3 protein-coding genes are annotated in these 2,343 nt (G+C 36.2%); 2 read left to right on the forward strand and 1 reads right to left on the reverse strand.

The window, feature by feature from the left end; genetic code table 11:
- The first annotated feature begins 581 nt into the window (after window positions 1-581).
- Entirely contained in the window at window positions 582-1,409 is an 828-nt protein-coding gene (locus HP456_RS22905; RefSeq protein ID WP_172255375.1) for a polysaccharide deacetylase family protein, read from the forward strand.
- Window positions 1,410-1,929: 520 nt separating this feature from the next.
- Complete coding sequence (locus HP456_RS22910; protein ID WP_074439988.1) at window positions 1,930-2,049, forward strand: GapA-binding peptide SR1P; 120 nt, start codon at window positions 1,930-1,932, stop codon at window positions 2,047-2,049.
- 146 nt (window positions 2,050-2,195) lie between these two features.
- On the opposite strand, the gene HP456_RS22915 is transcribed toward HP456_RS22910, so the two are convergent.
- Window positions 2,196-2,343: hypothetical protein (locus HP456_RS22915; RefSeq protein WP_446680282.1), on the reverse strand; the 148-nt coding region annotated here is incomplete at its 5' end.

Consider the following 2,343-nt stretch of genomic DNA (forward strand, 5'->3'; position numbering starts at 1 on the left):
ATTAACGCTGTTGATGCTAACATAATCAAGGTAAGTAAATGTTTCATACATCATCCTCTTTTCTTAGCGATGCCCATGAACTTAAGTGATTAATGCGTATAAAGACCTATCTATTGGTCACATTTTATCATATGAAAAAATGAAAAAGTGATAAGTCATTGAAATGTTACAGAAATGAAAAGACATCAATAATGAAAGTAACATTCAAAGAATATACTATGTTATTCAATTCATTAATAGAAATACTTTAGAACAAAGGGTGCTTAACATGAAGTTTTATGTTGCTTTTCTTGTTCAGATGATTCTATGGAGCGTTTTTTATATTGCAGAATGGGTCTCGGTAAAGGATCATGTGGAATATAAATGGATCATGTTCGTATTGTTTTTTTACATTGCATTTACAGCAGCTAAAAAAATCGTTCAATCGAGGAAATTGACTCTGTTTATAACCTCATTCAGTTTATCCTGTTTTTTTGCTTTTAAAATTTTATTTGAACATGTAATGGAAATATTTTAAAATCAATCCAGATTCACGAAGATTATGTTAAAATATTCAAAGTGATTGTTGAAAGGTGAGAAGGATGAAAAAGATTATCGCATCAGGTATGACTTTGTTAATGTTAACGGCTTGTACAGACGGGGCGGCCAATGTTTCTAAAGACACGGAACCGGCAGAGGAAACGAAAGAACAAAAGGAAAACTCAGATGTAACAGAGGCTGAACAAGAAGTGAAAGAAGAAACAGCAGCAACAGAACAACCAGAAAAAGTTGTTCAGGAGCCACAATACAAAATAAACGAAGCGAATTGGAGCGTCCAGCCAATCGCTGATCAAAATACGAAAGTGGTATTGTTGACGATTGATGATGCACCTGATGAACATGCCTTAAAAATGGCTGAAGATTTGAAAGCATTGGAGGCTCCTGCAATATTTTTCGTTAATGGTCATTTCCTTGACACCCCTGAGGAAAAGGAAGTCTTAAAAAAGATTCATGAAATGGGGTTTGTTATAGGAAATCATACGTATGGTCATAGTTCTTTACCGGATCTGACTCCGGAACAACAACAGGAAGAAATACGTTCACTTAATGATCTAGTCGAGTCGATTACGGGAGAACGCCCCAAGTTTTTCAGGGCCCCATTCGGGTTGAATACGGACTACAGTAAACAAATAGCTGCAGAAGAAAAGATGGCTCTCATGAATTGGACATATGGATATGATTGGGAGAAGCAGTACCAAACAAAAGAAGCCATTACAGATATAATGGTTAACAGCCCGTACCTTAATGATGGTGCAAACCTCCTGATGCATGATCGTGCATGGACCAGTGAAGGGTTGACTGACATCGTTAAAGGTCTCAGGAAAAAAGGCTACGAAACTCTCGATCCAAACAAAATCCAAACCCCATAATCACTAAAAACCTGAATGTATCTCGTTCAGGTTTTTTATTTGCTCTTTTAATATAAAAATTTTCTCTTAATCAAATCAAATTGGTCTTGATTTACCTGATATAAACAATGTTGCTTTTAGTAAAATGACTATGTTAAAACATGTTGGTGTATTTAGTCTGTTCCAGCAGTTGATTGGAGTGCAGGACGTAGACTCCTAACAGAAAAGCTGAAGGGCTTTGCTCAGAGGCGTGTAGCTTATGACATGTGCCTCTAAGCCCAGTTCCTGCCCTTAATAGCTGACCGAGAAGGCTCCACGCTCGCCCGCGGAAAGCGCACGGAAATCAACTGCGGTGTTAAGAATCACAAAAAGGTCTTTAATAGCCATTAATCGCATATCATTCAATAATATGACTACTTTAAAGAAAAATATTTTAAATATGTTATACAATTTAAGGTTGATTTTTTAAATGTGTTATATTATTATAGAATCAGTTAAGATAAAGCGCTTACAAAACATCATTAAAGGAGAGGAAAAAAAGATGGGAACAATTGTTTGTCAATCATGCCTGAATACAATTGAACATTACGAAGATGAGAAGGTTTCTGTTTTATTCTCTAATTGCTGTGAATGTAATGATGATGTAGAAATAGACGATTAATTTTTACGGGGAATTACGGAGAGGTTCTTACTTAAAGGGGTAATCATATAGGGAAAGGTGGAGGAGCCCAGACTTCTTCACCTTTTTATTTTTTTGGACAATCAAATTAGAAGACCCCTTATGGAGATGGAGTCTTCTGGGAGTATTTATCTTATAGCACGATGTTCCTTTATCACACGTAAATGTCGAAGGTCATAATCTTCAGGTCCTTGAACAGGCAGGCCGGCTTCGATGTTCGTCTTGATATAGTTGATATTTTCCTTTGTGATGATTTCTCCAGGTATGAAAATAGGG

The sequence above is a fragment of the Bacillus haikouensis genome, assembly GCF_013179555.1.
Taxonomy (GTDB): Bacteria; Bacillota; Bacilli; order Bacillales; family Bacillaceae_B; genus Rossellomorea; species Rossellomorea haikouensis_A.